The sequence below is a fragment of the bacterium genome (assembly GCA_035419245.1).
Lineage (GTDB): Bacteria > Zhuqueibacterota > Zhuqueibacteria > Residuimicrobiales > Residuimicrobiaceae > JAKPUX01.
In genome coordinates this window covers 37,097-61,537 of the sequence record DAOLSP010000002.1, presented here as the reverse complement: position 1 = coordinate 61,537, position 24,441 = coordinate 37,097, and the positions used below count along the sequence as shown (strand labels likewise).

Genomic DNA, 24,441 nt, shown 5'->3' with positions numbered 1-24,441 from the left:
CGCGATGAAAGTGTGGCAGCGCAGTAAAAAGATGGAATTCGGCAAAACCCTGCTCATCTGGCGGCACCGCGCGGCCGGACGCTTTGGCGGCAAGATCTTCAGTTGGCTCCTCAGCGGGTTCGTCCTTGGACTGCTGGGTGCCGTGCTCCTCAACGCCCTGGGCATGGAGGCCCAGGCGTCGCAGTTCGCCGGACGCGTCATCTTTTTCACCGTCTTCATTTTAGGGTGCATCAGCGCCTGGTTTCGCAACCTCGTCTACGGGCTGCACTACCGCATCACCCCCCAGGCGCTGCTCTATGTCCGGCCGCTCTGCGGCATCGAGGCCTTGCGCAGCGGCGAACTGCTGCACCGCGGTGACCGTATCGAATTCATCCCCTGGGACGAAATCAAATCGGTCGACGAGATGGACGGGGCACTGGCCCTCACCCTCAGGAATGGCGCCCAGATCAGCATCGGTGTGACGCCGGTCATTGCCCTGTGGACGCCGACCGCCGACGGCGGCATGGAAAAGCGCATCCCGCTCGGGGGGCCGGGAAAGAAAAGCACCCCGCTGGATAAAGAGGCCCTCAAACTGATTCTGCAAAAGATCCGCGAGATCAAAAAAACAGCAGCAGCCAGGGCTTGATGGCCCTCCTCTCGCCACGCCATAATAGCGGGCGCGGCGATGAGGCCGGCAGCATGTTCCGGCAAACCGAAGGGAATCAGCCATGCCCTCTCGCATAACCCCGCTCGATGTCTCGGCCTACGCAACGCCCGAGGTTTACCGTATGGGCGAACAGATCTATGAAAATGGATGGGTGCGGCACCGGTTCCAGACCAATTATGGCCTCTCGGCGACGGTACGCAGCAAGGGGCATTACCGCGTCGAAATGATCATTGACGGCGAGCAGTTCTTCGGACGCTGCACCTGCCCCGTCGGCAGCAGCCGTTGCGAACACCAGGTGGCGCTCCTGCTCACCTGGCTGAACGAACCCCAGACCTTCACCAGCTATCAGGAACTGCGCAAGGCGATCCGGACGAAGGAGAAAAACGCCCTCGTCGACATCCTGGTCAATCTCATTGAAGTCTTTCCCGACCTCAGTTCCTTTTTCATCAGTCCCGCCGGCCGCAACGAAGCAGCGGCCATCCAGGAAGAGGTGGCGAATATATTTGATTTTCCGCAAGCGCAAAAGATTGATCCCCAGCAGATTGTCGAGGCATGCCAGATTCTCTTTGTGCGCGCCAAATCCCTGCACAACGAGGGCAAGAACAACCACGCCCGTCTGATCTATTTCGAAATCCTCAACCGCTCGCTGGCGCTGATCGACCGCTTGCAAACCAGCAAGCCGTTCCGCGAAAACTTCATCGCCGAGATCGCCGACGATTACGAAGATCTCACCACCAGCGATCCCGAATTTGCCGCCAGCCGGGAGGCCATCGCGGCCGAAGTGGAGCAAATCCTCGCCCACGAATCGGCCGAGGCGGAAGGCGTCTTTCTGGAGCAGCTCAAACAGAAACTGGGATAGACTCCGTTTCTCCCCCCTATTTGCAGGTTTTGCATCCTTTCCACGACTGGAGGCTTTCATGAAACACCGGCTCCGCATCGTGTTCCTCACCTTGCTTGTTCTGGCGTGCGCCCGGCTGGCGCAGGCGGATATCTATATCAAGGAATCTGAACATTCGGATGCCATCGTCATTATGGGGCAAACCCATCCGGCCAAAGAGCTCATCAAGACGACCTGGATGACCCGCGACAAGGTGCGCCGCGATGATCCGGAGACCTCGATCATTCTGCGCATGGACAAGGGCCTCCTCTATATCCTGCGGCATCCGCAAAAGAGTTATATGGAAATTCCCCTCAATTTCGCCACCGCAACCGAACAGCCGGCGGTGGATCTCGGAATCCAGGCAACCGTCACCCCTGCTGGAGAGAAAAAAAAGATCGGCAAATGGAACTGCAGTAAATCTATCCTCAAGCTGGATATGGGCGGCATGGGCTTTGCGATTACAAGCGAGATCTGGGCCACGGAGGACATCAAGATCGATCCCGCGCTGTACGCCAAATTCACCAGTGCCCTTATGGCCGCCAACCCCATGCTCGCCTCCAGCCTGCACACCATGATTGAGGAGATGCAGAAAATCAAGGGCGTCCATGTCCTCAATCAGACCAGCATCCAGATGATGGGACAGACCATTAAAACCTCCACCACCCTGATTGAATTCAAGGAAGGCAAGGCTCCGGACGGGATTTTTGAACTGCCGGCAGACTATAAAAAGCAGTCGATGATGGGCGACATGAATTGAGCCTGCATTTCATCAAAGTCTCGGCGACCGGAAACGATTTCATCCTGATCGATAATCGCAGCGGGACCTGGTCGGCGGAACGCGATGCGGCCTTCTTCAGCCGTCTTTGCCGGCACCATGAGAGCATCGGCGCCGACGGTGTCATCCTGCTCGAATCCAGCACGCGGGCTGATTTCCGCTACGTTCACATCAACGCCGACGGCAGCATCGCCGGAATGTGCGGCAACGGCAGCCGCGCCATCGCCTGGTTTGCCCGGCGCCTCGGCCTCGGCAGCAAGAACCTCTCTTTCGAAATATCCGGCCGCCTCTATCAGGCCCGGGTCGAGGGATTGCAGGTGACCACCCGGATGCTCCCTCCGGGCGAAATCGACCTCGATCGCGATGCCGCCTCCCAACGGGGATGGCGATCGGGGGGATTCATCGATACCGGGGTGCCCCATTATGTGATCCTGGTTCCGGACGTCCGGCAAGTGGATATCGCCCGGGAAGGGCCTTTCTTCCGCTACCATCCCCTCTTCCCCGCGGGCGCCAACGCCGACTTTGTCGAGATCGTCGCCCCCCATCACCTCCGGGTGCGCACCTGGGAGCGCGGGGTCGAAGGCGAAACCCTGGCCTGTGGCACCGGAGCGATGGCGGCCGCCCTCCTCTGCCACCGGCGCGGCCTGGCGGTGGCGCCGGTCCATCTCGATTTTCCCGGCGGCCGGCTGACCATCGATTTTAATACAGAGCTTTCCAAAATCACACTCTCCGGAATGATCGATCCGGTCTATGAGGGTGAGCTCTTCGCGGACCATCACGGAAGCCCCACTACCGCACCCCGCACGATGAATCCACATCCCGGCGCATAAAAAAAAGCCCGGTTCTTGCGAGGACCGGGCTTTTTGCTTACCTCCTGCCCTGGTGTTCAATCGTGCCGCAGCGCCTCGACCGGATTGACCCGCGCCGCGCGCGCCGCCGGATAGAGACCCGCCAGCAGACTCACCAGAATCGAAAAAAGAATAGCCGCAGCAATGAGCCAGACCGGCAGATAAAAGAACTCGAGATCGCCACCGGGGCCGCCCTGACGCGCCACCCAAAGGTTGGCGATCCAGTTGGCCAAGCGCGAAACCAGCCAGCCGAGCGTCACGCCCAGGATACCACCACCCAGGCCGATGCTACCCGCCTCGACAAAGAAAATGGTGCGGATCTGGCGCTCGCTGGCTCCGACCGCTTTCATCACCCCGATCTCACGAGTACGCTCGAGGATCGACATCACCATGGTGTTGATGATGCCGAGGGCAGCGACAATCAGGGCGATGGTTCCGATGGCGCCGAGGGCGGTATCGACCATGATGAAACCCCGCTTGATCTCTTCGAGCTGGTCCGCCAGCGCAAAGACTGTAAAATTCAAGGCTTTGAGACGTTTACGAACCGATTCCAGGTTCTTGAGATCCCGCAAACGCACGTACAAGGCATCATAGCCGCCGCGGTTCCGGCTGCTGCGGCTGAGCATGTTCCACATGCTGGTAAAAGCAAAGCGCGGCAGGCGTTTGCCGGTTTCGAGCGGCACGACGATACCGCCCTGGATCTGCTCATTGCTGAAGGCGTGCGGTTTAGGCTGGATGCCCTGAATTCGCAGCCGGGTGGTCTGCTCACGGAAGGGCGGCTGCATGCCCGCTACCATGCCGCCGCTTATCACCTGGCCGAGATCAAGCACGGAGGTCACCACCTCCACCTCCGCGCCGATGAGCGAATCCGCGGGAAGCTGCCGCCAGGTGCGCGACGAGTCGGAGATCGCTCTCTCCCCTGTTCCTTCCAGAACGATCTTGAGTCCGGCGAGGGTGGAATAGGCCAGCACCGCCTCCCGCGCGGAGTCGTTGCTAAAAAAGGCACCCCATCCCATACGGTCGTAGGGCCGGTAATGCCCCATGACCGCGGGAAGCGAGCGCAAGGTGGTGCTGGTTTCGCGGCCAAAGCAGCGGATCTTGACGGGAAAGGAGATCTCCGGAAAAACCACCGCCACCTCGGGCATAGCGGCGATCAGGGCGACGGCGGTGTCGTTGAGCGCCCGCGTTCGCTGCTGCAAGCCGCTTACCGCGGCGTCGATATTGCCGGACATCGCCTGCCCGATATCCATTTTCATGGGAAGAATGCGGATCGAAGTGAAGAGATCATTGGCGGTGAAGGCCTCGGTGACGTTGCGCTGCATCCCGGCGCCGAAGGAGACCATAGCGACGAGCGCGCCGATGCCGATGATCACACCGAGGGTGGTCAGCCCCGTGCGCAGCTTGGTGCGCCAGAGGTTATCCAGGCTGAAGCGGATGAGGTCGCTGCCTCTCATAGCGGCCCCCGCACCGCTTCGGGCGCGACGATCTCGCCATCGAGCATGTGGAGCTGGCGGTGAGCGAGCCGCGCCGCCGCCTGTTCGTCGTGGGTGACCATGAGGAGGGTGAGGCCGCGTTCACGGTTGAGCTGGTGCAGCAGGCCGAGGATCTCGGCAGCGGTGCGGCTGTCAAGATTGCCGGTCGGCTCATCGGCGAGCAGAATCGCAGGCTCATTGGCGAGGGCACGCGCGATGGCGACGCGCTGTGCCTCGCCGCCAGAGAGTTCGGCCGGTTTGTGGGTCCGCCGCGGCGTCAGCCCCACCATATCGAGCAGCGCCGCGGCCCGGCGGTTACGCTCCTCCCGCCCGCGGCCGGCGAAGATCATCGGCAAGACCACATTTTCAAGCGCCGTGCGCGCGGGGATGAGATTGAAGGACTGAAAGATCATCCCCACGGTCATGCGCCGGTGCAGCGCCAGCTGCTCGCGGTTCAGGGCGGCCAGGTCGCGACCTTGCACCAGGAGCTGCCCCGCGCTGGCGCTGTCGAGACCGCCGATGAGGTTGAGCAGCGTCGATTTGCCCGAGCCGGAGCGGCCGACCAAGGAGACGAACTCACCCGCGGCGATGGAAAAGGAGACCCCGCGCAAAGCCGCCACTTCGGCTTTGCCCTTCTGATAGGATTTGTGCAAATCGATGGCTTGGACCACGGTGGCAGCCTTCGGGCTGCTATTTGATCCCGTATTTGGCAATGCCTTCCTGGTAGATATTGCCGCCATGGCAATCCTGGGCGACGATGGCCGGAAAATCGACAACCGTCAGTTTGGCGATCGCCTCGGCCCCGAGTTCAGGCCAGGCGACGATCTCGTTGGCTTTGATGGATTTTGCGATCAGGGCCGCCGCACCGCCGACCGCCACCATATAGACGCCGCAATGGGCCTGCAAGGCTTCGGCGACCTTGGCGTTCATCTCGCCCTTTCCGATCATGCCCTTGGAGCCGATGGCCAGGAGCCGCGGGGCGTAGGTATTCATACGGCTACTGGTGGTGGGCCCCGCCGATCCGATCGGTTTGCCCGGCCGTGCCGGCGATGGACCGACATAGTAGACCAGTTGGCCGGCGAGATCGATGGGGAGGGGCTGGCCCGCATCCAGAAGATCAACCAACCGCTTGTGCGCGGAGTCCCGCGCGGTATAGATGACACCGGTGATGAGCACACTGTCGCCGGTGTGAAGCGTTTTAACCACCGCATCGGTGAGGGGTGTCGAGATTCTTATCATATCCGCCATAACCACACTCCTTGGTTGGGATCAGATCACGATCGATTTGTGCCGCGCAGCGTGGCACTGGATGTTGACGGAAGCTGGCAGCGAAGCGATGTGGCAGGGGAAAACCTCGACGTGGACATCGAGGGCGGTGACACGGCCGCCGAGCCCCTGCGGGCCGATGCCGAGCTTGTTGATGCGGTCGAGCAATTCCAGCTCCATGGCCGCATAAAAGGGATCCGGATGGCGGTCGCCGACCGGGCGCAGCAGGGATTTCTTCGCCAGCCAGGCCACTTTTTCAAAAGTCCCGCCGATGCCGACGCCGACGACGATCGGCGGACAGGGATTGCTGCCGGCGCGGCGCACCTTGTCGACGACAAAATTTTTCACGCCTTCGGCGCCGTCGGAGGGGGTGAGCATCGCCACCTCACTCATATTCTCCGAGCCACCGCCCTTGGGAGCAACGGTAATCTTTAAATCCTTGCCCGGCTTGGTTTCGATCCAGATGACCGGAGGAGTGTTGTCCTTGGTGTTGACGCGTTGCAAGGGATCGGAGACGATCGATTTGCGCAGGAATCCCTCGCCATAGCCCTTGCGCACCCCCTCGGTAATGGCTTCCTCGAGCGTTTTCCCGGTGATGATCACCTCCTGGCCCAATTCGACAAAAAAGATGGCGAACCCGGTATCCTGGCACATTGGGAATTCACCCTGCCGGGCGATGCCGGCATTCTCGATGATCTGTTCGAGAATCGCGCGGCCGGTCGGGGACTCCTCTTTGGCCAGTCCCTCCTTGAGGGCGGTGAGAACGTCTTCGCCGAGATGGTAATTGGCATCAATGCACAACTGGGCGACCGCTTCGCTGATAATTGGGGCTGCTATTTCTCGCATAACCTGCTCCCTTGGGATGGGCCCGTTCAGCCTGCTGTGGGCCGCCCCATGATTTTGTTCGCTCAAGTACAGGTCCATTGCTGCGGACCAGAACTGGATTGCGATTCAATCTAACAAAGCCGCTCGTCAATGTCAAGAGATTCTGCCAGATTTTTCAGGCCTTTTACCGCAGCCGATCCTCCAGGGCATCCAGTTCGCTCAGTAGCTGGCGCGGAAAACGCGGGCCGAAGGTGGTGAAAAACGCCCGAATGGAGGCCGCCTCCTGGCGCCAGCCTGCGCGGTCGATCCGGAAGAGTTCCTCCAGTTCATCGGCCGTCATGCGCAGCCCTGCCGTATCGAGCGCGCCCGGTACGGGCACATACCCGAGAGGAGTGGCCACGGCGTTGTCGGCGCCGTCACAGCGTTCAAAGATCCATTTTAAAACCCGGCTGTTCTCGCCGTAACCGGGCCAAAGATACTTGCCCGCTGCATTCTTGCGGAACCAGTTGACATAAAAGATTCGCGGCAGTTTGGCGGCCTCCTGGCGGTTGCCGATGCAGAGCCAATGGGCGAAATAATCGGCCATGTTGTACCCGCAGAAGGGGAGCATCGCGAAGGGATCGCGGCGGACCATCCCCACCGTGCCGTCGGCGGCCGCCGTGCGCTCGGAAGAGACCACGGCACCAAGGAAAACCCCATGCTGCCAATTGAAGGCTTCATGGACCAGCGGCACCAGCGAGGGACGGCGCCCGCCGAAAAGGATGGCCGAGATCGGCACGCCGCCCGGATCCTCCCAGGCGGGATCGATCGCTGGACACTGCGAAGCCGGCGCCGTGAAACGGGCGTTGGGATGAGCCGCCAGCTTGCCGCACTCCGGTGTCCAGGGCTCGTTGAGCCAGCTGGTCAACCGCTCCGGTTTATCAGGAGTCATCCCCTCCCACCAGACATCCCCCTCCGGCGTCAAGGCGACATTGGTGAAGATGCTATTCTCGCGCAAGCTGAGCATGGCATTGCGATTGGAGGCCATGGAGGTGCCGGGCGCGACGCCGAAAAATCCGAATTCAGGGTTGATCGCATAGAGACGGCCGTCCTGGCCGAATTTCATCCAGGCGATGTCGTCACCGACCGTTTCCACCTTCCATCCTGGCAGGGTCGGGATGAGCATCGCAAGATTGGTCTTGCCGCAAGCGCTCGGGAAAGCCCCGGTGATATACTTTTTTACGCCTGCCGGATTGGTCAGGCCGAGGATGAGCATGTGTTCGGCCAGCCAGCCGCCTTCCCGCGCCAGCACTGAGGCAATGCGCAGAGCGAAACACTTTTTTCCAAGCAGGGCATTGCCGCCATAGCCGCTGCCATAGGACCAGATCATCTTCTCTTCGGGAAAGTGAACGATATAGCGATTATCGGGATTGCAGGGCCAGGGGACGTCGGCTTCTCCCGGCTGTAAGGGTTTGCCCACGGAATGCAGGCAGGGTATAAATGGGTTATCTCCCAATACCTGCAAAACCTCTTTGCCGATGCGCGTCATGATGCGCATGTTGGCGACGACGTACGGAGAATCGGTCAGTTCGACACCAATCTGGGCGATGCGCGATCCCAGCGGCCCCATGCTGAAGGGGATAACGTAGAGGGTACGCCCATGCATGCAGCCGCGGAAGAGAGGGATAAGAAGCGCCTTCATCTCGTCCGGATCGCGCCAGTTATTGGTGACACCCGCATCCTCCGGATAGCGCGAACAGATGAAGGTGGCCTTTTCGACCCGGGCGACGTCGCGTGGATCGGATTCGCAAAGGAAGGAATTGGGCCGCAGTTGAGGATTGAGACGGCGGAAAGTCCCATTGTGTATCAAAATTGAACAGATCTGCTCATATTCCGCCTGGGATCCATCGCACCAGTGCACCTGATCCGGCTCGCACAGCTCGATCATCTCCTGGACCCAGTGCTTCAAGCGCATATTCGTGGTCATATCCGCTCCGTTTTTATTGAGTTGGCTATTCAGCCCGTTAACTTAGTCAGTTTTTCCCTCAGAGTCAAGCCAAAAGGGGCAAAATGGGCATGGCGCCCTGTTTCAAAAGGATACAAGCCGCGCCTCGTCCGGCTGCGCGGCTGGTGTGCTTCGGCGGATTGTCGCAGTTCTCCTTGCCTCTATTCCATGTATTACAGGATGTTGCGTTGATATGAAATGCCGTGCTCCGATTGTGACACGGCGCACGATTCGTGCGGGCAAATTGGCCTGAAATGACTCACCCCACAAGCCGCGGCTGCGGGGATTGCCTCATTTTAATCCACTTTGCCCTGGCATGCCAAAGACTGTACCATAATGGGCTTGGTTACAAAAAAGTAATAGATGGATAATAAGATTGACTAATTACTATATTATCCTTATATTATAAGCTAATTTGCATCCTCTGCAGCAGAAAAGGACCGCCTATGGCACGGTGTTTGCTATACTAATAGCTGTGGGGGGCGGCGGCCAGGGAATAGAACCCTGACCCCTTCTGTTACATGTCCTCGATGCGCCGGTTGTCGTCACCATTTTACACCGCGGTGATTAAAATGGACACCAGAGTATGACAACCCGCCCATCAGTAGGACCAAACGTGAACAAAGCATGTGGGAAAAATGAAAGAACCGCTTAAAAAGATTGTCGCCAAAGAGAAGCAGCAGCTTAAGCAGAAAGTGGCGAAGCTCAACGAAACCGTGAAGGCCTCTAAAGATCGTAACCAACGATTATTGGAGGGCAAGATGCATCTCGGTAAAAAAGAGCTGAAAACAATCGCCGGATTGGTATTTCTGACCAGCTTCATCTTCATCGAGGGCATAAGCCTGCTATCCAGTGATTTTTTAGGCTCAGCGCAGACCGGCAAGGGCGATCGACTCACCACGCTCCTGCAGGAACAGCAGACCATGACTGCCATTGACGTGCAGCGCCGGACCAGTGTGAACAAAATCACGGGCATTATCTCGCGCTACAATCGAACCATGTCCAGCACAGATAAACTGCGGATCGCCAACGAGATTTACGAGATGACTAAAAAGTATCCCAATCTCAATGAAGACTTTATCTGTGCCACCATCACCCACGAAACCGGCAAGACCTGGAATCCCCAGGTCAAATCACCTATGGGCGCCATGGGCCTGATGCAGATCATGCCCGCCACCGGCGCCTTCCTGGCTGCACAGGAGGGGATCGACTGGACCACAGCGGATCAGGTGCTCTATGACCCGATCAACAACATCCGGCTCGGCTGCCGCTACATGAGCGAACTGGTAGGGACCTACAAACAAGACGGCGCCCTCGCGGCCTACAACGGCGGCCCCAAGCGCGCAGCCCTGTGGCTGGCCTCCAACCGCAACGACAGCACCCTCTTTAAAGAGACCCGCATTTACGTGCCCGCTGTCAACCGGCTCTACGACCAGTTCCGCAAGGAAGGCGTGATGTAACAAGCCTCAAGGCTCGACATAGGCTTCAAACCGCAGGCGGCGTCATCAGACGCCGCCTTTTTTATACCGCCGTTTTTGCCTTGATAATACCCGGCAATATCCTTATTATTCAGTACCACTCCAGAGGCGCCACTTCCCCGTCTGAATATGCAACCAGCCTCTCCTGGGTTCATTCCATCCTGTAACAAAGGAGGATCCCTTGGGAAAATTCCTGCGCTCCATGATGTTGCTCCTGCTCTGCGCCACCTTCGCCCGGGCGGTGAACTGGTATGCCGTCGGTCTCAATGACCAGCAGAACTGGAGCTCATTCAATATCAACGCCATCGATATCTATCACGGGGCCTATCTCCACCATTCCGAATTCACACCGGCCATGGAAATTCAGATGAGCCGGGACTGGTATGGCAACCAGCCCAACAACGAGCCCTTCATCTTTTATTGCGAGTTCACCCTCGCCGCGGATGCCGTCATCATCGGCGCCAAGGTGCTCATGGACAACACCTGGTATGCGGCGCAAGCTCAGGATGTCTGGACCGCCGAAAACCTGTTTCAGGTCACACCGGCCAGCCCCGCTGTCTGCTGCGGCAATATGTCGAGCGCGATTACTACGGCGCGCGCAGCAAACGCTATCTGATGCAGGTCTCCCCCATCCGGTTCGGCTCTCCCTTCAGCATCTCGATCACCTTTCTCGCCCCCAACACCCTCGAGCTGGATCGCGAGCGTGCCTCCATTTTTGCCACCGACTTTCTGAGGTACCGGGAGTGGGTGCCGATCAGCTACTCCTTTCTCGACGTCCACGCACCGGAGAATGCGCCGGCCTGGAGAATGCCGGCGGGGCCATCTCTTTCGCCAGGAACGCGGAGGGGTGGTGGCGCGCCAATCTCACCTACTCCTACTGGTATAATCCGTATCTGAGCTGACCGGCGCCGAAGAACACAACACCCGACCTCTATTATTACCGGGAAAACGGCGACGGCTACTACCTCCTTTCGGCCTTTCCGCCGGTGGAACCGCAAGAGCGCAAACCCAAAAAAGTCCTGATTCTTGAGGATCTGGGCAGTCAGACCATGACTTTCGACCGGGACGTTCTGCTCGACCAATTCCATGATATCGTCGACCGGAGTTTGAGCTGAACGACTCCCTGAACATCCTCCTCATGGATCAGCTTGAGACCAGGCTTTTGCGCAACCGCTTCGTGTCGGCCGACTATGATCACCAAACCCCGCTCTTTAAGGAGATGCGCAGCTACCCCATCCCCCAACTCAGCGCCACCACGCAACTCCTGCGCCGGGCGGTGGCCTTTTTCAATGAAGCGGCGGCCGATGGGGAGATCTGGCTGATCACGACGGCGGAGAAGGACGCCGCCCCAGTGCAAAAGGCCAATGATATCATCGAGCTGACCGTCCGCCAGCTCCGCCAAAAGGTCGTCATCAAGATCATCGCCTGCGGTCAGCCGAGCGATTACCTCACGATCAACGGCCAGTATTATTCGGGCAACGATTACCTCTTTGAGAACCTGACGCGGCTGACCCGCGGCGGCTACCTGCGCCCGGCCTATGTGGAGAATTACCATCTGCCATTGGCCCTGGCCGATCTGCTCTCACCGGCGCTTGACCTGATGGAGGCCGATCCGGCCCCGATGAACGGTTACAACCGGGGCAAGTACTACTTCTTCTCCGACCGCACCCGCTATCCCCTCCTCTATCCCTATATCGAGCTGGGACGGGCGGAGGGGGATCCGCCTTTTGCCACCGATTTTTTCGGCAGCATCGGGGAGGAGTGGTTCCACAAGAGAATGGAGCTCGCGGCCATGCCCGACATCAAGCAGCTGCCCCGTATCAAACAATTATGGCATGCCCGCCATATCGAGGAATTGCTGCGGCAGCCCCAGGCGTGGAACCTGATCGAAGAGATCGGCCGCGTCAGCAAAGAGAACAGTCTTGTCAATGCCTATTGCGCCCTGGTCATCCCGGGGGCCAATGGCTATGCGGCTTTCCAGCGTCTCGAAGAGACCGGGACTCCGGTTTCCGCCTCTGCAGCCCCGCAGCGTCCCGAACATTTTGAGGCCAGGGCGTACCCCAATCCTTTCAACGCACGGACCCGAATCATCGTCTGGTTTCAACCAGCCGGGCGCAGCGAATCCGTGACCGTCCGTATCTACTCGCTGCTTGGCGCGCAGGTCCGGCAATGGCAGCAGTCCGTGAGCGCCGGCTCGAGCAGTATGGAACTCGTCTGGGACGGTGTAAATGACCAGCAGGAACCGGTCAGCAGCGGACTCTATTGGGCCCAGATCCAGCGCGGTGCTGAAACCCGGGTCCTCAAACTGACCTGTCTGAAGTAAGGAGGGCAAAATCATGAAACGACACTTCGTCCTCCTCATCAGTTTGCTGCTGGCTGCAACGGGTTCCGCCACCCGTATCAGCATCTATGAAGCGGGGTATCCACAAAATCGCGACGACAATGTCCGCGTGGAAGAGGTGACGGATGTCGTCCGGACCCGCGGGATCTATATCGAACACCAGCTCCACCTCTCTTTCGCCTACGACTTCAATTCCTGGTTTTTCACCAATTATAATGAGCTCGAACTGGAATGGACCTTCCAGATGCCGGAAGAGGTAACCCTGTTCAATCTTTTTTACTGGAAAGAGGATTCAGTCTGCCGCGCCATGCTCCTGGACAAATGGACGGCACAGAAAATGTTCGACGAAAAAAGCAGCCCCACTCGCGAACCGGCCTTGCTCACGCGGGGTAGCGCGGACCAGAACGGCCAGGTTCAATATACCCTGCGCCTGTTTCCCATCACACGATTCACCAAATGCCGGATCATGATCCAGTACCTCGTGCCAGCCCGTCCTTCCAGCGGCCGGCTGCGCACCTGGCTGCCCCTGCCGCAGCTGACCACCGAGACGGGCGGAGCAAAAACCCTGCGGCTCCTCTACCTGCACGCGGATAATCCCGATTCCGTCGCAGTGGTCGGCCTGCCCGGGATCACCTTCACGTACTACGCCAGGGACAAAACCTGGGAAGCGGAGTTGCCCATCGCCTCCCTGGATTATGCAGAGCTGATCCTGCCTTCCCCCATCCAGGGGGAGTATTACCTATCGGTTTACCGCAAGGGAGATGAAGCCTTTTACAATCTGGCGGTATATCCTCCGCCGCTGGCCTCTGTTCATCAGCCGCGCAAGATCCTGATCCTCGTTGACTTTAATCCTGGTAACAGCAGCGGACTGAGTTCCGATTTGCTTCTGACCTCGCTGAAAGAGACCATGGAGCGCGCCCTGACCCGTGCCGACTCCGCCTCGGTAATTCTGACCTTTACCGAACCCGTCTTCGGAAATCGGGCCTGGCAGGGATGCTCACAGCAGAACATCGACCGCCTTTTCAAGGATATCTGGGGCAGACGATTTTACAATGTCAATCTGTCGCAGGAGTTGCTGGCTGCGGCAGCATCCTTCATTCAGGCCAATGGGCAGGGGGAAATCCTCTGGATCACCAATCGTGCCGATTTTCCCGCGGCCACCGAATTGGCCGCCCAATACGCCCGGGAGATAGCCGGGCACTTTCCCGCCGGCACCCCGATCCACGTGCTGGACCTGGAGAATACTTACAGGCTGGTTTACTATCCGGATTTCGGCTACGGGAACAGCAGCTATACCTTCCTTTCCGAACTGACCCGAATCACCGGTGGCAACCTCTTTTTCTACCGCTACCATCCTCTCAAAACAGCCCTGGCGGCGCTCTTTTTCGACAAGGTGATGCACTACAAAGAGGTAGAGGTGCAAACACGCATGCAGAACGGTTATACCTACGACCGGCAAAACCATGCGCGGTTTGAAGGGTATTATCCGCTCGATTTTCCGGTGATTCAGACCGGGCGATTTCAGGGCGTTTTCCCAATGACCGTGACGGTCATCGGCAGCACACTTGAAACGGTCGTGAAGAAAGAGATCCTCATTCCCGAATCGGCTGCCGATGCCGGCACAGAACACCTTGCGACTGCTCATTATGGCCATCAGATCGGAAAAATGGCGCGGTGGTATCAGAATAACGCCCTGATCGAAAACATGATCGCCCTCAGCACTGCGGCTGGCATCCTCTCACCCTATACCGCTTTCATTATCCCGGATGATCCCACCAGCTGTTATGTCCCGGACTTTATCGATGACACCCGGAAGGGCAGTTCAGGAGCTGATTTGCGTTTCGCCATGCAGGACACTCTGCTGGGTTTTTCAGCCGCGCCCAATCCCTTTAATCCGCAGACGACCTTCACCATCTCCCTGCCAGCGGTTCTCGCAGAACGCGAACTGGCCGTGAATCTCTATAACTTGCGCGGCCAGCGGGTCCGGCAACTGCGCCTCGCGGCGCTCCAGCCCGGCCGATATCAGATCAGCTGGGACGGGTGCTCCGATGCCGGTGTCTCTCTCGCAAGTGGAAAGTATTTTGCGGTCCTGCAAGCGGGGCAGCAGCGCAAGACCCTACCGCTGATCCTGCTCAAATAGCCTGCCTCACGCCGTCCGGACTCCGGGGGTATAGCACCGCTGCTTTGTTGGCGGCGCCGGAGCCCGGGCGGCAGCCCTGACAAAGAAGGATTTCATGCCCGCCGGTTGAATCCCAGAAAAACCAGTTGTAAATCTCGCGTTTTTTTAATAAACTTTGCTTCATTTTCACGGAGTACCCATGCAGCCTATCCTTCTAGACGGAAACTCCCTGACCCTTTCCGATCTTTTCGCGGTCGCGGCAGGCCGGCCCGTCGCGATCGCGCCGGCGGCCATGACGCAGATGGCCGCTTCGCGCGCTTGCATCGAAGCGATCATCCGCGACGGCCGCGTGGTATACGGTGTCAATACCGGCTTTGGCAAGCTGGCCTCCATCCACATCGCCGATGATGCCCTCGACACCCTGCAGCGCAACCTGGTGCTCAGTCATGCGTGCGGAGTTGGAGTCCCGATTCCCGCACCCCTGGTCCGCGCCCTCATCGCTCTCAAGATTAACACCCTCTGTAAAGGATATTCGGGGACGCGGCCTGAGGTAGCGGTTTTTCTCCAGGAGATGCTCAACCGCGGCCTCCTCCCTATCATCCCGAGCAAGGGCTCGGTCGGTGCTTCGGGCGACCTGGCGCCGCTGGCGCACATGACGCTGGTGATGATCGGCCTGGGCGAAGCCCTCTTTCAAGGCGAGCGCCTACCGGGCGCCGTGGCACTGCAGCGGGCCGGCTTGGAACCGGTCACGCTCAAGGCCAAGGAGGGATTGGCCGTGCTCAATGGTACCCAGGTGCTCACCGCCTATGCCGCTTTTGCTTTACAGCGCGCCCTGCAGCTGGCGCGTCTGGCCGACATCGCTGCCGCGATCAGCATCGAGAGTCTGCTCAACAGCCGTGTCGCCTTCGATCCGCGCATCCAGAAGGCCCGGGGCCATCAGGCCCAGATCCGGGTAGCGGAGAATCTCATCCGCCTTTTGGCCATGAGCGAAATCGTGGAATCGCATTCCGACTGCAGCAAGGTCCAGGACGCCTATTCCTCGCGCTGCACCCCGCAGGTGCATGGTGCCGTACGCCAGGCCCTGGCCTATGCAGAAGGGGTCATCAGCACGGAACTCAATGCCTCCACCGACAATCCCCTGATCTTTGCCGCAGAACAGGAGGTCCTCTCAGGCGGAAATTTCCACGGCCAGCCGGTCTCCCTGGCGTGTGATACACTGGCGATTGCAGTCGCCCAGCTGGCTAATATCTCCGAGCGCCGCCTCGAGAACCTGATGGATCCGGTCCAGAGCGGTCTGCCGCCCTTCCTGGCGGCGGAGAGCGGCACCAATTCCGGCTTTATGATCGCCCAGGTGACAGCCGCTGCCTTGGTTTCGGAGAACAAGGTGCTGACCCACCCCGCATCGGTCGATTCGATACCGACCTCAGCCAATCAAGAGGACTTTGTCAGTATGGGGGCCTGGAGCAGCCGCAAGGCGCTGGAGGTCGTGGAGAACAGCGAGACGGTCCTCGGCATCGAGCTGCTGGCCGGCTGCCAGGCCATGGATTTCCGTCAGGGACTCGAACCCGGTCAGGGAACCGGGATCGCCTGGCGCTATATCCGCAGCCGCATTCCCTCGATGCCCCGGGACCGGCTGCTGCATGACGATATAGGCACGATCACCGCTATGGTGCAGGAAAACAGCATCGTGAGGATGGTGGAAGAGGTCATTGGAGCGCTGTAAGGCGGGCGTATGGGGATCGAAGCAATAAGCCGGGGCCAGCAAGCCCCTTTTGAATTTTCCTAAAGGATGGAGAGCTACAAAAATGAATAAAATCATGGGTGAAGGCTACACCTTTGATGACGTCCTGCTGGTGCCGAATAAATCGGATGTCCTGCCTAAGGAGACCGATGTCCGCACGCGGCTGACGCGCAAGCTGGCCCTCAACCTGCCCCTGGTCAGCGCGGCCATGGATACCGTAACCGAGGCGGATCTTGCAATCGCCATCGCCCGTGAAGGCGGCATCGGGATCCTGCATAAGAACTGCAGCGTCCAGGAACAGGCGGCTGAGGTGGACAAGGTCAAGCGTTCAGAGGCCGGGATGATCATGAATCCCATCACCCTGGCGCCGGACCGCAAGCTCAGCGAAGCGCTGGAATTGATGCAGCGTTACCGCATCTCCGGCATTCCGATCGTCGACGGCCAAAAACTGGCCGGCATTCTCACTAACCGCGATCTGCGCTTCGAGACCGATCTCAACAAACGTGTTTCCTCGCTGATGACCGGCAAGGAGCGGCTGATCACCGCTCCTGCAGGCACCTCCCTGGATGAAGCCGAAAAGCTCCTGCAGGTGCACCGCATCGAAAAATTGCTGGTGGTCGACAAGGAAGGCAAGCTCAAGGGGCTGATCACGGTCAAGGATATCCAGAGCCGCAAGCGGTTTCCTCTCGCTTCCAAGGACAAGCATGGCCGGCTGCTGGTGGGGGCGGCGATCGGCGTTGCGCATGACACCGCAGAGCGGGCCGAGGCCCTGATCGCGGCCGGGGTTGATGTGCTCGTGGTCGACACCGCCCACGGTCATTCGCGGGGCGTGATGCACACCGTAGAGCTGGTTAAAAAGCAGTTCCCCGAGATCGAGGTGATAGCCGGCAATATCGCAACGCCGGAAGGAGCCGCCGACCTCATCGCCGCGGGGGCCGATGCCATCAAGGTCGGGATCGGGCCGGGCTCAATTTGCACCACGCGAATTGTCGCCGGCACCGGCGTGCCGCAACTCACCGCCATCATGAGCTGTGCCGAAATCTGCCGAAAACACGCCATTCCACTGATCGCCGACGGCGGCATCAAGCAAACCGGAGATATTGCCAAGGCGATTGTCGCCGGCGCCGATGCCGTGATGCTTGGCAACATGCTGGCCGGGACGGACGAAAGTCCCGGCGAGACCATCCTCTACGAGGGCCGCAGTTACAAGGTCTACCGCGCCATGGGCTCGCTCGGAGCGATGCGTGGCGGCCGCGGCGACCGCTATTTTCAGGAGGGGGTTCAGGATACCAAGAAACTGGTCCCGGAGGGCATTGAAGGACGGGTTCCCTATCGCGGCAAGGTGGCCGATGTGATCTACCAGATGGTGGGCGGCCTGCGTTCGGCGATGGGCTACAGCGGCGCTGCCACAATTGCGGAACTCCAGCAAAAAGGCCGTTTTATTCGCATCACCCAGGCCGGCCTGCTCGAAAGTCACCCGCATGACATCATCATCACCAAGGAAGCGCCAAACTATATGATTCAGGGACGGTGAATCCGGCGGCAAAGTTAAAAAAAAGCCTCGACACCCTGGCGTCGAGGCTGCAATTCCTGCAAGCATGCGCTGCATGGAGCTTTGCCGCAAGCAGCGATGTGGAGAATCCTTAACCGAGCTTGTTCACGATCGCGGCCAGCTTGGATTTCTGATTGGCGGCTTTGTTCTTATGAATAATCCCCTTTTTGGCCAGCTTGTCGAGCAGCGAAGCGGTATGGCGGAAGAGTTTTTCACCCTCCTCCTTGCTGCTGATGGCGCGGACCTTTTTCACATAGGTGCGCAGGGTATTCTTGTAGGCCTTGTTGCGCTCGGTGTTGCGCGCATTGGTCTGGATTCTCTTGACAGCCGATTTGTGGTTCGCCATGATTCCTCTCTTTTTTATAGCTTATAATTATAGGAATTTTTATCTTAAAATGCAACAGATTTTTGCACAAATCAATCGCCAGACCACTGGAACTTTTTGAAAGGCCGTCTATGGAGAATGCAATCCGGATTGAACCGGTCACCACTGCAGCGGGGCGCAAGCGCTTTATCAAGTTTCCCTGGCGTGTCTATCACAACGATCCTCTCTGGGTTCCCCAGCTCATCCGCGACGAGATGAAAATACTCGATCCGGAGAGGGGAACCTTTTACCAGTTCGGCGAGGCGGCCCTCTTCATGGCCTTCCGCGGTCGAGAACCGGTGGGGCGCATTTCCGCGCAGGTCAACCATCAGTACGAGCGCTACCACGACAACCACACCGGTTTTTTCGGCTTTTTCGAATGCATCGATGACCAGGCTGTGGCGGATGCCCTCTTCGGCACTGCAGCCGCCTGGCTGCGCAACAAGGGCAAGAGCCGGGCCATGGGGCCGATGAGCTTCTCGATGTATGACATCAGCGGCATCCTCATCGACGGCAACGACACCATGCCCTGCATCCTCACCGCCTACAATCCGCCCTATTATGAAAAACTGCTGGATACCGCCGGCATGAAAAAAGCGATGGACTGGTACGCCTTCCTGGTGAGCCAGGACTCCGCCTTGCGGCCCGGCCTGCAGCGCATCGCCAGCCGCGTGACACGCCAGGAGGGTCTGGAGATCGTCCCACTCGATATGAAGATCTTTGACCAACGGGTGCGCGAAGTGGCACGCATCTTTTCCGATGCCTGGATGGAGAACTGGGGCCACGTGCCCTTCACCGACGGCCAGGTGCAGGATTTGGTCCACGAACTCAAAATGGTCATTGTCCCGGAGGTCACCCTCTTCGCCCTCTATCACGGCGAGTGCATCGGCTTTTCCCTCAGCGTCAAGGATGCCAATCCGGCCCTGCAAAAAGCCAACGGCCGCCTCTTCCCCTTCGGATTGTTCAAAGTGCTCTGGCATCTCCGCAAGACCACCCGGCTGCGCACTATGGCCATGGGTGTGCTCAAGGAACACCGCCACCGCGGCATCGATATCGCCTTTTATCTCAAGACGATCGAGGAGGGACGCCGGCTGGGATTCTACGACAGCGAATGCTCGATCATCCTGGAGATCAACAAACGAATGATCGGCGCGCTCGAGGATCTTTCGGCGCGACGCTACAAGACCTTCCGTTTTTACGAAAAAGAGATCTGATAAGCGCCCCCGCTGCAGCGGGGCACCATTCACAAAACAGCAGCCTCCCATGACCGCGAGGATAATCTCCTATACGCTCCGGCGCGCCGCCCTCCTGCTGGCGGTGGTCGCCGGACTTGCAGCAAGCCGGGCGGATGCACAGTACTACTTCGGCCGCAACAAGGTCATCTATCACCACTTCGAGTGGCGCATCCTCCAGACCGATCACTTTGAGATCTATTACTACCCGGAAATGCGCGAACTCACCGAGATCGGCGCCGCCTGGGCCGAGGAGAGTTACCGTTTCCTCGAAACCAAGTTCAGTCTCAGCCTGAATGAGCGTATTCCCCTGATCTTTTATGCCACGCACGCCCACTTTCAGGAGACCAATACCCTTCCCTATCTCATTCCAGAGGGCATAGGCGGCTTTTTTGAGTACATCAAGGGACGGGTCGTGGTTCCAGCCAATGGCTCCATCCCTGAATTTAAAAAGGTGATCCGCCATGAGCTCGTCCACGTCTTCACCCATGCTAAAATGAACCGGGTGCTCAAAGAGCATAAACAATTCAATAATCCGGGGCTGCCGCTGTGGTTCATCGAGGGCCTGGCCGAATACTGGTCGAGCGGCTGGGACAGCGAGGCCGAGATGTTTCTCCGCGATGCGGTCATCAACAATTACCTCTATCCCGTCTCCGCCATCTATCAGATCAACGGGACCTTTTTGATGTACAAGGAGGCGCAGAGCATCCTCCGCTTCATCGATGCCCAGTGGGGAGAGGACAAGATCCTGCAGCTGATCGACCATGTCTGGATGGCCCCCTATTTTTCCGAAGTGATGGCCCTGACCTTGGGCATCGACCTGAAAGAATTCGACGAGCGCTGGATCTATGCTCTCAAAAAGGAGCACTATCCCCTGCTGCAGGATAATGATGCGGCTTCGCGGGTGAGCATGCAAATCACCCGCCAGGGGATCAATATCAAACCCGCCTACTGGCAGGCAGATACAGCCCGTGTGGTTTTCATCTCCAACCGCAGCGGCTACGCGAACATCTACCAGGCGCCTCTGGCCGGTGGTTCACACGAGCCCAAAATGGAAGTCCTGGTCCCAGGGGAACGCAGTGAGGCCTTTGAGTCCTTTCACCTGCTCAACAGCGCCATCGATGTCAACCGCCGCGGCGAGCTCGCCTTCATCTCCAAGGCCGGCGAAAAAGACCGGCTCTACATCATGGCCTTGCCCGGGAAAAACCTCACCGGCCGGCATGAATTCGACCATCTAGTCTCCCTCTTTTCCCCCTGCTGGTCGCCAGATGGGGAACGCATCGTCTTCGCAGGTCTTGCCTTCAGCGGCCGCCGGGACCTCTATCTTTTCGACCGCGCGACGCAGCAGATCACGCCGCTCACCGATGATGCCTGCGACGACAAGGATCCGGTCTTCTCGCCCGATGGCCGCTCGATCGTCTTCTCTTCGGACCGCGGCGCTGCCGGCGCGCTGGGCGCCTATAACCTTTTCCTTTACGACCTTGACACCGGCGTGATCACGCCGCTCACGCGCGGCCGCTGCCATGACCAGATGCCCACCTGGTCGCCCGACAGCAGCTACATTGCCTTCGTTTCTGACCGCAGCGGCACACAGAATATCTGGTCATTGCCGACACCCCTCGGCACCGGCTCCCTGACCCACCGCCTCGGCCTGCAGCCGGTTGCAGAGTCCCTCCAGGCCATCCCGGCCGCACCGCGCCAGGTGACCCATTTCATCACCGGGGCTTACGATCCGGAATGGACCCCCCAGGGTAATCTGCTTTTCACTCTTTTCGAAAAGTTCTCCTTCAACATTGGCCTCATCAAGGGGATGGCTGCGAGCCTGGAGGAGCCCTCACCGGCCGGTATGGCATCCGCGGATGCAGCCGACTCGCTCGCCACCGGCACCTGGACCTATCCGCGTCTGAGCGGCGCCGGGGAAAGCCGCGACATCCGCTATAAACCCAAATACAGCCTCGACATTGCCCAGTCGCAGATCACCCAGGATCCCATTTTCGGCACCTCCGGCGGCATGCAGCTGGCCGTCTCGGACATGCTCGGCAATTATCAGTACTTCTTCCTCCTCTACAATACCGCCAGGGTGCAGAGCGAGCTGCTCTCCAGTTTCAATCTCGCCGTCTCTCGCGTCGACCTCTCCCACCGTACCAATTTCGCCGCGGGCCTCTTTCATTTCGCCGGACAGTATTATAACCGCTACGATTACTGGTTCTGGGAACGACGGTACGGCGGATATACCGCCCTCAGCTATCCCCTCTCGAAATTCGATCGGATCGAGGCCAGCCTGAACGTGCGCTACTCGGATAAGCAGTGGTTTCTCAACGATTACCGCCGTAAAGCCCTGCTGGTTTCCAATTTCATCTCGTATATCCAGGACAATTCGCTCTGGGGCCCAACCGGTCCGCTGGACGGCAGCCGCATGAATTTCACCCTCGGGACGACCGTTGATGTCGCCCATGCCAATGTCCGCTTCCTCACCGCCATCATGGATTACCGCCGCTATTTTCGCCTCTCCAACCAGAGCGCGCATGCTCTGCGCCTCTGGGCCCAGATCAACAACGGCAAGGAATCCACGCCCTTTTACATGGGTGGAAGCTGGGATCTGCGCGGTTACCGCCTCTGGAGCCTCTGGGGCACCAAGATCGCCATGGTCAGCAATGAGCTGCGCTTTCCCTTCATCGACCGATTCGTGCTCAAGTTTCCGATCGGCGGGGTGGCCATCAGCAGCATCCGCGGCGCGCTCTTTTGCGATCTGGGAAACGCCTGGGACCAGCGTCTGCCGGAGCTGCTGGGCAGCGCCGGGGGTGGTATCCGCTTTCAGCTGGGGGGCATGCTGGTCCTGCGCTTTGATACCGGCCGCAAATTCATCCTCGCGGATCCGGGGCGTTTTTATCAGCGGCACACCTGGCATTTCGATCGCGCTTGGTTCACGCAGTTCTTTTTCGGCTGGGATTTCTGATGCAAAGGCGAGGTGTAACCTTCGGGGGGATAGGCCTGACGGTGTGGCGCCGCGGCTGGAAGGGAACGCTGTGGTTCCTCTGTGCCGTCCAGGCCCTGGCCGGCTGCAGCCGGTTCACCTACAAAACAGCGGCGGATCCCCTCCTTCCCCTTTGGCCGCAGCTCGGCGGCGGGGCGAGCCGTAATGCCATCGTCGCCGCGGAGCCGCTGCTGCCGCTTGAGACCGTCTTGCAGAAGCAGGCCTCGGGCGCCATCCAGCCGTCGCTGATCGGCCTGGGGAATTGGATACTTTTTACCACCGGAGAGGGCCGGATCGGAGGGTTCGAGCTGCGGACCGGCAAACGCATCGGCAAAACTATCGGACGCAGCACCACACCCGTGACCTGCGCCGCGGGCGACAGCGGACTGGCGATCATCCGGCGCCTCCGCCGCGATAACATCCTCTTCTACGATCTCGCCCGGGGGCGGGTGCGCTGGAAAAAAAGCACCGAGCCGATCCTCGGAGAACCCCTCATCGTCGGAGAGCGCCTCTATCTGGCTACGCTGCGCGGCCGGCTGCTCTGTCTGGCGCTGAAGGATGGAGCGCTGATCGCCGAGGCCCGGCTGCCGCACGACTGCCTCGCCGCCCCGGCAATGGCGGACAGTGTCCTGGCTATCGGCGATGACCGCGGCGTGCTCCATGCCTTCGACCCACAGTTGCGCCCGCTCTGGCATTTGGAGACCGGCGGCGCACTGCGCGCGCCGGCCGTCGCCCTGGGCGGCTCCTTTTTCATCGGCTCCACCAGCGGCCGCTTCTCAGCCATCGACATCCGCAGCGGCATTGAGCGCTGGCACTATCTCAGCCCCGGCAAGATCCTCCACGCCGCAGCGGCGGCTGATTCTTTGGTGATCGTGGCGGCCTCCGATACGCAACTCTGCGGGCTGGACATCAGGGACGGACGGCTGCTCTGGCGGACCGGGCTTGGTGCCGTCCCGGCAACCGCCCCCCTGATTTGCGGCCGCACCCTTTTCCTTGCCGCCGGCGACACCAAAATGCGCGCCTTTGCGCTCGACAACGGCCGTGAACTCTGGTCTTTCGCCACCAAAACCGCCATCTCCACCCACCCCATCGTCATCGGCAGGCTCTTCCTTTTTGGCACCGCAAACGGACTCCTCTACGCCTTTACCTGGCGTTGAACCAACCCCGCCGCTTCAGAGGAGGAGCGCTCGCAGCGCCTCCAGTTGCGCTTCCAGAAGGTCCTTGACAGCGGCAGCTGAGATCGGACGTCCGAGCTGCTGAAGTGAGGTGACGAAATCCGCATGTCCGCGCAGCCTGCGGTACCCGGGTTCGCGGGTGGGATGGGCGAGATAGAGGGCGATGCGGGAGAGGTCGGGATGGACCAGGAGCGAGCCCTGGTAGAAAAAGAGGTTGCGCGATTTGAACATCGAACACCCAAGGATCTTTTGGCCGTTGACGGCGATATCGCTGATGCCGGCGGCCTCTGCCCCTGTGATATCAAATTCGCGCTGCAGAAAAGCGATAAGCCAAGCGTTGATCACCTGAAAGAAAAAGTACGGCGAGTCGCTCCGGCCGCTGATGAAGGCACAGCTGAGACAGAGGACCCCGGGCATGAGGACGACCGCCCCCCCGCCGCCGCGGCGCCGGATCACCGCCACGCCATCGCGACGGCAGGCCTCGAGATGGACCTCCTGGTCAGCGCGCTGGCCATGCCCGATCACCACCGCGGTCTCCCGGGGCTCCCAGAGTTCGGCGAGAAACGGCGTTTTCTCCCCCACCTTCCTATAAAGCCGGTCATGAATGTCCATTGCCCTCCCCTCTCCTCCCCGGCTGTTGGCATCCCCGATGAATCCAATTCCGCCTCATGATCGAGACCAGCAGCAATGGCGCGCTCATGCTGGCAAAAAAGGAGCCGGGACGGGAGGATTTATCTGGATATTTATGTTATTTATCCTATATTAGAGC

Annotated in this window: 21 protein-coding genes; 14 read left to right on the top strand and 7 right to left on the bottom strand. The window is 59.4% G+C overall.

Annotation, left to right across the window (positions count from 1 at the left end; translation table 11 throughout):
• The first annotated feature begins 4 nt into the window (after positions 1-4).
• From PLH32_04210 to dapF, 4 genes are all read left to right on the top strand, one after another.
• A complete protein-coding gene (locus PLH32_04210) occupies positions 5-625 on the top strand; it encodes a hypothetical protein (GenBank protein ID HQJ63796.1) in 621 nt (206 codons plus the stop codon).
• An 82-nt stretch (positions 626-707) separates the two neighbouring features.
• Positions 708-1,505, top strand: a complete 798-nt coding sequence (locus PLH32_04205) for a hypothetical protein (GenBank protein HQJ63795.1) — start codon at positions 708-710, stop codon at positions 1,503-1,505.
• 58 nt (positions 1,506-1,563) lie between these two features.
• Positions 1,564-2,283, top strand: a complete 720-nt coding sequence (locus PLH32_04200; protein ID HQJ63794.1) for a DUF4412 domain-containing protein — start codon at positions 1,564-1,566, stop codon at positions 2,281-2,283.
• Positions 2,280-3,131, top strand: coding sequence for a diaminopimelate epimerase (dapF, locus tag PLH32_04195; protein ID HQJ63793.1), 852 nt, complete (start codon positions 2,280-2,282; stop codon positions 3,129-3,131). Before PLH32_04200 ends, dapF begins: the two co-directional genes overlap by 4 nt.
• A 56-nt stretch (positions 3,132-3,187) precedes the next feature.
• On the opposite strand, the gene PLH32_04190 is transcribed toward dapF, so the two are convergent.
• The 5 genes from PLH32_04190 to PLH32_04170 form a co-directional block, all read right to left on the bottom strand.
• Positions 3,188-4,603: an ABC transporter permease gene (locus tag PLH32_04190; GenBank protein HQJ63792.1), complete on the bottom strand. Its 1,416-nt coding sequence runs from the start codon at positions 4,601-4,603 to the stop codon at positions 3,188-3,190.
• On the bottom strand, positions 4,600-5,292 hold the full coding sequence (locus tag PLH32_04185; protein ID HQJ63791.1) for an ABC transporter ATP-binding protein: 693 nt from the start codon (positions 5,290-5,292) through the stop codon (positions 4,600-4,602). The genes PLH32_04190 and PLH32_04185 overlap by 4 nt, the downstream gene beginning before the upstream one ends.
• Before the next feature lie 19 nt (positions 5,293-5,311).
• Complete coding sequence (locus PLH32_04180; GenBank protein ID HQJ63790.1) at positions 5,312-5,869, bottom strand: Fe-S-containing hydro-lyase; 558 nt, start codon at positions 5,867-5,869, stop codon at positions 5,312-5,314.
• A 21-nt stretch (positions 5,870-5,890) separates the two neighbouring features.
• Positions 5,891-6,733, bottom strand: a complete 843-nt coding sequence (locus tag PLH32_04175) for a fumarate hydratase (protein HQJ63789.1) — start codon at positions 6,731-6,733, stop codon at positions 5,891-5,893.
• A gap of 163 nt (positions 6,734-6,896) precedes the next feature.
• Positions 6,897-8,711, bottom strand: coding sequence for a phosphoenolpyruvate carboxykinase (GTP) (locus PLH32_04170; GenBank protein ID HQJ63788.1), 1,815 nt, complete (start codon positions 8,709-8,711; stop codon positions 6,897-6,899).
• A 623-nt stretch (positions 8,712-9,334) separates the two neighbouring features.
• On the opposite strand from PLH32_04170, the gene PLH32_04165 reads away from it, so the two are divergent.
• From PLH32_04165 to guaB, 7 genes are all read left to right on the top strand, one after another.
• A complete protein-coding gene (locus tag PLH32_04165; protein ID HQJ63787.1) occupies positions 9,335-10,156 on the top strand; it encodes a transglycosylase SLT domain-containing protein in 822 nt (273 codons plus the stop codon).
• 199 nt (positions 10,157-10,355) lie between these two features.
• On the top strand, positions 10,356-10,790 hold the full coding sequence (locus PLH32_04160) for a hypothetical protein (protein HQJ63786.1): 435 nt from the start codon (positions 10,356-10,358) through the stop codon (positions 10,788-10,790).
• The gene (locus PLH32_04155; protein HQJ63785.1) at positions 10,790-11,071 is read left to right on the top strand and encodes a hypothetical protein; all 282 of its coding nucleotides are present in this window, start codon (positions 10,790-10,792) and stop codon (positions 11,069-11,071) included. Before PLH32_04160 ends, PLH32_04155 begins: the two co-directional genes overlap by 1 nt.
• Positions 11,072-11,312: 241 nt before the next feature.
• Positions 11,313-12,497: a T9SS type A sorting domain-containing protein gene (locus PLH32_04150; protein ID HQJ63784.1), complete on the top strand. Its 1,185-nt coding sequence runs from the start codon at positions 11,313-11,315 to the stop codon at positions 12,495-12,497.
• A 13-nt stretch (positions 12,498-12,510) separates the two neighbouring features.
• Positions 12,511-14,655: a FlgD immunoglobulin-like domain containing protein gene (locus tag PLH32_04145; GenBank protein ID HQJ63783.1), complete on the top strand. Its 2,145-nt coding sequence runs from the start codon at positions 12,511-12,513 to the stop codon at positions 14,653-14,655.
• Between the two features lie 178 nt (positions 14,656-14,833).
• The gene (hutH, locus tag PLH32_04140; protein ID HQJ63782.1) at positions 14,834-16,357 is read left to right on the top strand and encodes a histidine ammonia-lyase; all 1,524 of its coding nucleotides are present in this window, start codon (positions 14,834-14,836) and stop codon (positions 16,355-16,357) included.
• Between the two features lie 82 nt (positions 16,358-16,439).
• Positions 16,440-17,909, top strand: coding sequence for an IMP dehydrogenase (gene guaB, locus PLH32_04135; protein HQJ63781.1), 1,470 nt, complete (start codon positions 16,440-16,442; stop codon positions 17,907-17,909).
• A 109-nt stretch (positions 17,910-18,018) separates the two neighbouring features.
• On the opposite strand, the gene rpsT is transcribed toward guaB, so the two are convergent.
• Positions 18,019-18,273, bottom strand: coding sequence for a 30S ribosomal protein S20 (rpsT, locus tag PLH32_04130; protein HQJ63780.1), 255 nt, complete (start codon positions 18,271-18,273; stop codon positions 18,019-18,021).
• 110 nt (positions 18,274-18,383) lie between these two features.
• Between rpsT and PLH32_04125 the strand changes: the two genes are divergently transcribed.
• From PLH32_04125 to PLH32_04115, 3 genes are read left to right on the top strand one after another with little or no spacing between them, the layout of a single operon-like run.
• Positions 18,384-19,505, top strand: coding sequence for an N-acetyltransferase (locus PLH32_04125; protein ID HQJ63779.1), 1,122 nt, complete (start codon positions 18,384-18,386; stop codon positions 19,503-19,505).
• A gap of 49 nt (positions 19,506-19,554) precedes the next feature.
• Positions 19,555-22,479, top strand: coding sequence for a BamA/TamA family outer membrane protein (locus PLH32_04120; protein ID HQJ63778.1), 2,925 nt, complete (start codon positions 19,555-19,557; stop codon positions 22,477-22,479).
• Positions 22,479-23,654 carry a PQQ-binding-like beta-propeller repeat protein gene (locus PLH32_04115; protein HQJ63777.1) on the top strand — a complete coding sequence of 392 codons (1,176 nt, stop codon included), beginning with the start codon at positions 22,479-22,481 and terminating at the stop codon, positions 23,652-23,654. The genes PLH32_04120 and PLH32_04115 overlap by 1 nt, the downstream gene beginning before the upstream one ends.
• A gap of 15 nt (positions 23,655-23,669) precedes the next feature.
• Here PLH32_04115 and PLH32_04110 read toward each other — a convergent pair whose 3' ends face one another.
• A complete protein-coding gene (locus PLH32_04110) occupies positions 23,670-24,284 on the bottom strand; it encodes a hypothetical protein (GenBank protein ID HQJ63776.1) in 615 nt (204 codons plus the stop codon).
• Positions 24,285-24,441 lie beyond the last annotated feature (157 nt).

What these genes read in the sequence shown, in the direction of transcription:
- PLH32_04210 (HQJ63796.1), top strand. Translation starts at nt 5, where the DNA reads ATGAAAGTGTGGCAGCGCAGTAAAAAGATGGAATTCGGCAAAACCCTG.
- PLH32_04205 (HQJ63795.1), top strand. Translation starts at nt 708, where the DNA reads ATGCCCTCTCGCATAACCCCGCTCGATGTCTCGGCCTACGCAACGCCC.
- PLH32_04200 (HQJ63794.1), top strand. Translation starts at nt 1,564, where the DNA reads ATGAAACACCGGCTCCGCATCGTGTTCCTCACCTTGCTTGTTCTGGCG.
- PLH32_04190 (HQJ63792.1), bottom strand. Translation starts at nt 4,603, where the DNA reads ATGAGAGGCAGCGACCTCATCCGCTTCAGCCTGGATAACCTCTGGCGC.
- PLH32_04180 (HQJ63790.1), bottom strand. Translation starts at nt 5,869, where the DNA reads ATGGCGGATATGATAAGAATCTCGACACCCCTCACCGATGCGGTGGTT.
- PLH32_04175 (HQJ63789.1), bottom strand. Translation starts at nt 6,733, where the DNA reads ATGCGAGAAATAGCAGCCCCAATTATCAGCGAAGCGGTCGCCCAGTTG.
- PLH32_04165 (HQJ63787.1), top strand. Translation starts at nt 9,335, where the DNA reads ATGAAAGAACCGCTTAAAAAGATTGTCGCCAAAGAGAAGCAGCAGCTT.
- PLH32_04155 (HQJ63785.1), top strand. Translation starts at nt 10,790, where the DNA reads ATGCAGGTCTCCCCCATCCGGTTCGGCTCTCCCTTCAGCATCTCGATC.
- PLH32_04150 (HQJ63784.1), top strand. Translation starts at nt 11,313, where the DNA reads ATGGATCAGCTTGAGACCAGGCTTTTGCGCAACCGCTTCGTGTCGGCC.
- PLH32_04145 (HQJ63783.1), top strand. Translation starts at nt 12,511, where the DNA reads ATGAAACGACACTTCGTCCTCCTCATCAGTTTGCTGCTGGCTGCAACG.
- hutH (HQJ63782.1), top strand. Translation starts at nt 14,834, where the DNA reads ATGCAGCCTATCCTTCTAGACGGAAACTCCCTGACCCTTTCCGATCTT.
- guaB (HQJ63781.1), top strand. Translation starts at nt 16,440, where the DNA reads ATGAATAAAATCATGGGTGAAGGCTACACCTTTGATGACGTCCTGCTG.
- rpsT (HQJ63780.1), bottom strand. Translation starts at nt 18,273, where the DNA reads ATGGCGAACCACAAATCGGCTGTCAAGAGAATCCAGACCAATGCGCGC.
- PLH32_04125 (HQJ63779.1), top strand. Translation starts at nt 18,384, where the DNA reads ATGGAGAATGCAATCCGGATTGAACCGGTCACCACTGCAGCGGGGCGC.
- PLH32_04120 (HQJ63778.1), top strand. Translation starts at nt 19,555, where the DNA reads ATGACCGCGAGGATAATCTCCTATACGCTCCGGCGCGCCGCCCTCCTG.
- PLH32_04115 (HQJ63777.1), top strand. Translation starts at nt 22,479, where the DNA reads ATGCAAAGGCGAGGTGTAACCTTCGGGGGGATAGGCCTGACGGTGTGG.
- PLH32_04110 (HQJ63776.1), bottom strand. Translation starts at nt 24,284, where the DNA reads ATGGACATTCATGACCGGCTTTATAGGAAGGTGGGGGAGAAAACGCCG.